Annotated in this window: 8 protein-coding genes; all 8 read right to left on the reverse strand. The window is 71.9% G+C overall.

The genetic code is table 11. From position 1 onward, the window contains the following. Window positions 1–9 precede the first annotated feature (9 nt). On the reverse strand, window positions 10–843 hold the full coding sequence (locus tag EYA84_RS05820; RefSeq protein WP_131051976.1) for an SMP-30/gluconolactonase/LRE family protein: 834 nt from the start codon (window positions 841–843) through the stop codon (window positions 10–12). After that, window positions 843–1,658: an SDR family NAD(P)-dependent oxidoreductase gene (locus tag EYA84_RS05825; protein WP_131051977.1), complete on the reverse strand. Its 816-nt coding sequence runs from the start codon at window positions 1,656–1,658 to the stop codon at window positions 843–845. Before EYA84_RS05825 ends, EYA84_RS05820 begins: the two co-directional genes overlap by 1 nt. After that, a complete protein-coding gene (locus tag EYA84_RS05830) occupies window positions 1,655–2,656 on the reverse strand; it encodes an ABC transporter ATP-binding protein (RefSeq protein ID WP_131051978.1) in 1,002 nt (333 codons plus the stop codon). Before EYA84_RS05830 ends, EYA84_RS05825 begins: the two co-directional genes overlap by 4 nt. Next, entirely contained in the window at window positions 2,649–3,641 is a 993-nt protein-coding gene (locus EYA84_RS05835) for an ABC transporter ATP-binding protein (RefSeq protein ID WP_131051979.1), read from the reverse strand. Before EYA84_RS05835 ends, EYA84_RS05830 begins: the two co-directional genes overlap by 8 nt. Window positions 3,642–3,680: 39 nt before the next feature. Continuing rightward, the gene (locus EYA84_RS05840; RefSeq protein WP_161594912.1) at window positions 3,681–5,198 is read right to left on the reverse strand and encodes an ABC transporter substrate-binding protein; all 1,518 of its coding nucleotides are present in this window, start codon (window positions 5,196–5,198) and stop codon (window positions 3,681–3,683) included. A gap of 41 nt (window positions 5,199–5,239) precedes the next feature. Continuing rightward, window positions 5,240–6,118, reverse strand: a complete 879-nt coding sequence (locus EYA84_RS05845) for an ABC transporter permease (RefSeq protein ID WP_131051981.1) — start codon at window positions 6,116–6,118, stop codon at window positions 5,240–5,242. Next, window positions 6,118–7,041, reverse strand: a complete 924-nt coding sequence (nikB, locus tag EYA84_RS05850) for a nickel ABC transporter permease (RefSeq protein WP_131051982.1) — start codon at window positions 7,039–7,041, stop codon at window positions 6,118–6,120. Before nikB ends, EYA84_RS05845 begins: the two co-directional genes overlap by 1 nt. 36 nt (window positions 7,042–7,077) lie before the next feature. After that, window positions 7,078–7,490, reverse strand: a 413-nt coding sequence (locus EYA84_RS05855) for an aldehyde dehydrogenase family protein (RefSeq protein WP_131051983.1), incomplete at its 5' end; no start/stop codon positions are given.

The raw sequence follows: 7,490 nt of genomic DNA on the forward strand, positions 1-7,490 counted from the left end.
GTGCCGACCCTACTCGGCCGACACCCCGCTCGGCGCGAGGTCGACGGCGGTGATGGTGTCGCCGAACAGCGAGGGCACCAGCAGCCGGGTGCCGTGCACCGCCGCATGGGACGGCATCCGCAGCAGGTCGGGTGCCTCGATCAGGGTGTCGACTCGGCCGTCGGGCGTGATCCGGACCACCCGGGAGCCCCGGGTGACGGCCAGGTAGCAGGTCCCGTCGGGGGCGACGGTGAGCCCGTCCGGCCCGGCGGACAGCGCACCGCCGGTGGCGACCGTCCGGCGGCCGGAGAGCCGGCCGGGGCCCGTCACGTCGAAGGCGAGCAGGGTGTCGTCCCGGGTCAGGGAGACGTACAGGGTGCCGCCGTCGGGGCTGATCCCGATGCCGTTGGGATAGACCAGGTCGGCGGCGGCGACCCGGCACGTGTCGCTCTCCCCCGGTGCGGCGTAGCAGACCGAGCCGGTCGGTTCGCCGGCCGTGGCGGTGCCGGAGTCGGTGAACCAGACACCTCCGGCGGCATCGACGACGCAGCCGTTCGGGCGGAGCAGCCGCCGGCCGTCGGCGGTGCCGATGCGGGCGGTGACCGTGCCGTCGGAGGAGATCCGGACCAGTTCCGCGCGGGCCACGTCGCACCCGACGAGGCCGTCCTCGGCGCGGGCGAGCCCGAGGATGCGTCCGCCGGTGTCGGTGAACCGCTGCGCGGTGCCGTCGTCGGGGTCGATCCGCACTATCGGGCCACGCCCCTGCGGGCTGCCGAGGGCGAGTCCGGCGTAGAGGTGTCCGTCCGCGCCGACGCAGACCGTCTCCGGGTGCGGCAGCATCCGGGCCAGCGTGGAGATCCGCATCAGGCGTCCCCGCCGGACGGTTCTAGAGTTGCGGCGACCCCGGGTTCCTCCACCGGGCTGTACGCCTGAACGCTAAGGCCACCGTCGACCGGCAGCACCACCCCGGTGATGTAGCCGGACTCCGGACCGGCGAGGAAGCCCACCGCGTCGGCGACCTCCGCGAGGGTGCCCGCGCGACCGAGGGGGACGAGGCCGGCGCGCCGGGCGACCTCCTCCGGGCCGGCGTCGTCCCAACCCGGGGTACGCACCATCGCCGGGGCGACCGCGTTGACCCGGATGCCGCGTCCGGCCAGGTCCAGCGCCAGAGCGCGGGTCATCGCCTCCAGGCCGCCCTTGCTGGCCACGTACGCGGCGTTGCCCCGGAACGCCCGGGACCCGCCGATCGAGGAGAGCTGCACGACGGCGGGCGCGTCACCGGCGGTGAGCAGGGGCAACGTGGCCTGGACCAGGGCGAGTGGAGCGACGAGGTTCACCTCCAGCACGGTGCGCAGGTGCGCGGCCGTCTCCCGGCCCACCGGCGCCCGGGGCGGACCGACCGCGGCGTTGTTGACCAGCACGTCGAGTCCACCCCAGTCGGCGCGGAGCCGCTCGACGGCGGCCTCGACGGCCGCCGCGTCGGTCACGTCGGCGGTCAGCCAGGTCGGCCCGTCCGTGGTCGGGGACTCGGCGACCGGTGCTCCGGGCCCCGCAGCAACCGCCGGCTCCGGCTGCCGCCGGTCCAGAGCGGCGACCCGCCAGCCCCGGGCCAGGAAGGCGGCGACCAGGGCGGTGCCGATCGCCCCGGCGGCACCGGTGACCAGGACGCGTCTGCTCATCGGGAGACCGCCGGAGCGGACACGACCGGGCAGGCCCACTGGTGTCGCTCCCCCACCAGCGGCGGCCGGTGCTCGGCGCACTCCGGTCGGGCCAGCCAGCAGCGGGTGCGGAACGGACAACCGGAGGGCGGGTCCGCCGGGGAGGGCAGGTCCCCGGAGAGCACGATCGGCTCCGGACCCTGCTGCCGCCACGGGAACGGGTCGGGCGCGGCGGAGAGCAGCGCCTGGGTGTACGGGTGGGTCGGCGACTCGAAGACCTCCCGCGTCGGGCCCTGCTCGACGACGGTGCCGAGGTACATCACCGCGACCTGGTCGCTGACGTGGCGCACCACGTGCAGGTCGTGCGAGATGAACAGGTAGGACAGTCCCATCTCGGCGCGCAGGTCGGCGAGGAGGTTGAGGATCTGCGCCTGGATCGACACGTCCAGCGCGGAGACCGGCTCGTCGCAGATGATCAGGGCGGGCCGCATGGACAGCGCCCGGGCGATCCCGATGCGCTGCCGCTGCCCGCCGGAGAACTGGTGCGGGTACCGGTCGGCGTGCGCGGCGGTCAGCCCCACCTGCTCCAGCAACCGGGCGACCTCGTCGGCCTGGTCGCGGCGCGGCACCAGATCACGGTGGATCAACCAGCCCTCGCGGAGGATCTCCCGGACGGTGAGCCGGGGATTCAACGAGGCGTACGGGTCCTGGAAGACGTACTGCACCCGGCGGGTGAGCTGGCGCCGTTCGGCCGCGCTGAGAAGGCTCAGGTCCCGGCCGTCGAAGCGGATGGTGCCAGCGGTGGCGCGTTCCAGACCGATCAGGGCGCGGGCGGTGGAGGTCTTCCCGCAGCCCGACTCACCGACCAGCGCCAGGGTCTCGCCGGCCCCGATCCGGAAGGAGACGCCGTCGACGGCGCGGACGTGACCGACCGTGCGACGCAGCACGCTGGACCGGATCGGATAGTGCACCCGGAGGTCCTCGACCTCCAGCAGGGCGGGCGCGGTGGGGTCAGGCATCGTCGCGTACCTCCTCGGAACGGTGGCAGGCCGCGGCGCGTCCCGGGCCGTCGACGGTGGACAGCACCTCCAGCGTGGGCCGCTGCTGCGTGCACAGGTCGACCCGCCACGCGCACCGGGGGTGGAACGGACAGCCGGGCGGCAGGGCCTCCGGTGACGGCGGCGTACCCGGGATCGGGGTGAGTCGTGCGGTGGGCGCGGTGAGCGTCGGCACCGACTGGAGCAGGCTGCGGGTGTACGGGTGGGCCGGGTTCTCGTACACCTGGCGCAGCGGGCCGGTCTCGACGATGCGCCCGGCGTACATGACCGCGATGCGGCTGGCGTGCGCGGCCACCACGCCGAGGTCGTGACTGATCAGGATGAGTGCCATCCGGTAGTCGCGTTGCAGCTCGGACAGCAGTTGCAGGATCTGCGCCTGGACGGTGACGTCGAGCGCGGTGGTCGGCTCGTCGGCGATGATCAGGCGCGGGCGCAGCGCGATCGCGATGGCGATCATGATGCGTTGCCGCATCCCGCCGGAGAGCTGGTGCGGGTAGTCGTCGATCCGGCGCGCCGGGTCGGGGATGCCGACCCGGCGCATCAGATCGAGCGCCTCCGCACGGGCCTTGGCCTTGGACAGGCCCCGGTGCACCCGCAGCGTCTCACCGATCTGCCGACCGATCGGGTGCACCGGGTTGAGCGAGGAGAGCGGATCCTGGAAGACCATGCTGATCTCGCCACCGCGTACGGCGCGCATCCGCCGTGCCGAGGCCGTGGTCAGCTCCGTACCGTCGAAGGTGATCCGGCCTGCGGCGATCCGGCCGGCGGGCCGGGGCAGCAGGCCGAGGATGGCCTGCGCGGTGACGCTCTTGCCGCTGCCGGACTCGCCCAGCAGGGCGAGGGTCTCCCCCTCGGCGACGTCCAGGCTGACCCCGTCCAGAGCCCGCACCGGTCCCACCCGGGAGTCGAACTCGACGACGACGTCGTGCAGGGACAGCAGGGACATCAGGTCCTCCTCGTCGGCCGGTGCACCCGGCCGGTGCGGTCAGTTCAGCGAGACACCACGGAAGTCGGGCACGTTGGTCGGCGGCGGACCGAAGCCGCTGACCCGGTCACGCCAGGCGGCCGAGGCGGTCAGTTCGAACGGCCAGGCGCCGGGTGCGTCGGCCCAGAGGATCTCCTGTGCCCGCTGGAGCTTGCGTTGCCGCTCCTGCGGGTCCAGTTCCGCGGAGGCGTCGGCGATGACCCGGTCGTACTCCTCGTTGCAGTAGCCGAGTCGCTTGGCGGCGCAGGTGTAGAGCCGGCCGAGCACGAACTCCGCGTCCTGGGTGACCACGACGCCGTCCTGGATGTTCATGTCCCAGTCGAGCGCCAGCAGGTCGTCGAGCCACTGCCCGGCTTCCTTCTCCTGCATCTCCACGTTCACGCCGACCTCCTTCCAGGCGCTGAGGATCGACTGGACCAGCGGGCGGATGTTGGCGCAGCAGTTCGCGCTCCACTGGATGCTGGTGCTGAAGCCGTTCGGGTAGCCCGCCTCCGCCAGCAGTTGCCGGGCCCGCTGCGGGTCGTAGGTGTAGCCGGGCAACTGCGCCGCGCCGAACACCGGCTGCGGCACCGGCGCCTTGGCCAGGACGGCGCTCTCGCCGAACAGGTTCTCCTGGATGGAGGAGAAGTCGACCGCGTGCCACAACGCCTGCCGGACCTTGGGGTCGTCCAACGGCTTGCGGGCGTTGTTCAGCCAGATCACATAGAACGTGGCGCTCGGTCCGCTCTCCACGGTGACCTGGTCGAATCCGCGTACCTGGCTGAGCTGGTCCGGCGGCAACGCGTACGTCACGTCGATCTCGCCGGTGCGCAGCGCGGTGAGCCGGGCGGCGTCCTCGGAGATCTCCTGGAACTCCAGCCGCTCGTACTTGGGCGCGCCGTCCCAGTAGGACTCGTTGGCCACCATGTGGGCCCGCTCGCCGGAGCGGAAGTCCTCCAGCTTGAACGCGCCGGTGCCGACCGGGCGGCTCTCGATCTCGCCCGACTCGATCTGGGCCTTGCTGCCGATGTACGCCATCGAGAGATTGGTCAGCAGCGAGCCGGTGGCCCGGCTGGTGATGATCTCGACGGTCTGCTCGTCGGGGGCCTTGACCTCCTCGATGGTGGCGAACAGCGGTGCCAGGGCGGTGCTCGCCGCGAAGAGCCGGTCCAGCGACGCCTTGACGTCGGCGCTGGTCAGCGGCGACCCGTCGTGGAAGGTCACGCCCTGACGCAGGGTGAACCGGGTGGTGGTGTCGTTGACGTTCTCCCAGCTCTCGGCCAGTCGGCCGGTGATCTCGCCGTCCGAGGAGGCGACCAGCGGGTCGAACAGGTGCAGGGCCAGGGTCAGGGTGCTGCGGTCGGAGATGGCGGTGCCGTGCGGGTCGACCGAGAGCATCCGGATCGGCATCCCGACCCGCAGGGTCTGGTCCTGGTCGCCGTCACCGGAACCACCGCCGCAGGCGGCCCCGGCACCGACGACGGTCATCGCGAGCAGGCCGGCCACCAGGGACCGACGTGCTCTGCTTGTCCATGTCATTGTCTCCTCCATCGTTCGCTCGTGAAGGGTCGGCCGCGACCTCACCGGTGCTTCAGGTGTGGATCGAGCCGGTCGCGGAGTTCGTCGCCAACCACCCCGCAGGCGACGACGAGCAGGGAGAGCGCGATACCGGGCAGGGTGGAGATCCACCACGCGTCGGCCACGTAGCCGCGGCCGTTGGCGATGGTCAACCCCCAACTCGGGGTCGCGGTCGGAGTGCCGAGCCCGAGGAAGCTCAGGGCCGCCTCGGTGATGATCACCATGCCGAGTTCGACGGTGGCGACCACCAGCAGTGGCGCGGCACAGGCGGGCAGGATGCACCGCCAGATCAGGAAGAGCGGTCGAGCGCCGAGCACCCGGCTGGCGTCGACGTACTCGCGGTTGCGGACGGCCATGGTCTGTGCCCTGGCCACCCGGGCGAAGATCACCCAGATGGTCACCGCCAGCACCGCGATGACGTTGACCAGGCTGGGCCCGAGCAGGGCCGCGATCAGGATGGCCAACAGGATGGAGGGGAAGGCGAGCTGGATGTCGGCCAGCCGCATGAGCAGGCCGTCCACCCATCCGCCGACGAAGCCGGCGACGATACCGACCGCGGTGCCGAACAGGCCCGAGATCAGCAGGGTCGCCACCCCCACCAGCAGGGAGACCTGGGCGCCGATGAGGATCTGGCTGAGCATGCCGCGTCCGACGTCGTCGGTGCCGAACCAGGCCCGGGAACCGTCGGAAAGCACGGCGCCCGGTGGTTGCAGCCGGTCGGCGAGGTTGGTCTCGGTGACGTCGAACGGCACCAGCAGCGGGCCGAGCGTGCCGGCCAGCACGGCCAGGCCGATGACGCCCAGACAGGACCAGAACAACAGGGCCGGTGGGCGACGCCGGGACCGGGTCCGCAGCGCCGTGGTCGAGGTTGCGTCAGCCATCAGTTCACCACCCGCACGCGAGGATCGATGTACGCGTAGAGCAGGTCCACGACCAGGTTCACCAGGACGAACGCGGTGGTGACGAAGGCGATGGCGGCCTGGATCACGGTGTAGTCCCGGTTACCGATCGCGTCCACGAGCAGCCGTCCCAGGCCGGGCCAGGAGAAGACCTCCTCGACCACGACCGTGCCGCCCAGCAGCGCGCCGAGTTGGAGCCCGGCGACGGTGACCACCGGGATCAACATGTTGCGCAGCGCGTGTCGGAAGAGCACCACGCTCTCCCGCAGGCCCTTGGAGCGGGCGGTCTGGATGTAGCCCTCGCCGAGGACCTCCAACAGCCCGGACCGGATCAGCCGGACCAGGATGCTGGTGAAGGGGAGTGCCAGCGTGACCGCCGGCAGGATCAGGTGTTGCGGCGTGCTGTTGCCGGCGCTGGGCAGCCATCCGAGCTGCCGGGCGAAGATCAGCAGCAGGATGATGCCGACCCAGAAGCTGGGCAGCGACTGGCCGATCAGCGACAGCACCGAGATCGCCCGGTCGGCGAGACCACGCGGACGCAGCGCCGCGGCGATGCCGAGCAGGAAGCTGGCCACCAGTGCGATGCAGATCGCGGTGAGGGCCAGGGTGACGGTGGCGGGCAGTCGCTCGATGACCATCTCGAAGGCGTCCCGGTTGTGCCGGAAGGACTGTCCGAAGTCGAGCTGGGTCACCCGGCCGAGGAAGCTGGCGTACTGGATCACGACGTTGCGTTCCAGGCCGAGTTCCCGGCGGGCGTCGGCGACCTCCTCGGCGGTGGCGTCGGGGCCGAGGATGACGCTGACCGGGTCACCGGGCACCAGCCGGACCACCGCGAAGACCAGGGTGAGCGCGCCCCACAGGATGACCAGGGCGAGCAGGAGTCTCCGGACCGTGTAGTTGATCAAAGGGTCACCACCTTCCGGTTCTGCCGCTGGGCGGGGTCACGGGCGGGACAGGGAGAGGGTCTGCTGCTGGCAGACGGCGCGGACGACGGCGGGGACACCCACCCGGCCGGTCCCGGAGTCCTTGCCCTCCCATCCGCCGAAGGGCAGGTGCAGCTCCCAGTAGGTGGAGCGGTCGTTGACGACGACGCTGCCGAACTCCAGGTCGTCGAGGGCGTCCAGGGCCCGGCCCAGGTCAGCGGTGAACACGGCGGTGGAGAGCCCGTACCCGCTCCGGTTGGCCTCGGCGACCAGCTCCGACGCGGGCAGCGGGACGATCGGGGCGACCGGCGCGAAGGACTCCTGCCGGCTCAGTGCCGCGTCCACCGCGACGTCGCCGACCACGGTGGCCGGCAGGTACTGCCCGGTGGGGAAGCCGGACAGGTGCCGGCCGCCGGTGAGCACCCGGGCGC

The organism is Verrucosispora sp. SN26_14.1, assembly GCF_004307965.1.
Lineage (GTDB): Bacteria > Actinomycetota > Actinomycetes > Mycobacteriales > Micromonosporaceae > Micromonospora.

What these genes read in the sequence shown, in the direction of transcription:
- EYA84_RS05830 (WP_131051978.1), bottom strand. Translation starts at nt 2,656, where the DNA reads ATGCCTGACCCCACCGCGCCCGCCCTGCTGGAGGTCGAGGACCTCCGG.
- EYA84_RS05835 (WP_131051979.1), bottom strand. Translation starts at nt 3,641, where the DNA reads ATGTCCCTGCTGTCCCTGCACGACGTCGTCGTCGAGTTCGACTCCCGG.
- EYA84_RS05825 (WP_131051977.1), bottom strand. Translation starts at nt 1,658, where the DNA reads ATGAGCAGACGCGTCCTGGTCACCGGTGCCGCCGGGGCGATCGGCACC.
- EYA84_RS05820 (WP_131051976.1), bottom strand. Translation starts at nt 843, where the DNA reads ATGCGGATCTCCACGCTGGCCCGGATGCTGCCGCACCCGGAGACGGTC.
- EYA84_RS05845 (WP_131051981.1), bottom strand. Translation starts at nt 6,118, where the DNA reads ATGGCTGACGCAACCTCGACCACGGCGCTGCGGACCCGGTCCCGGCGT.
- EYA84_RS05840 (WP_161594912.1), bottom strand. Translation starts at nt 5,198, where the DNA reads ATGACATGGACAAGCAGAGCACGTCGGTCCCTGGTGGCCGGCCTGCTC.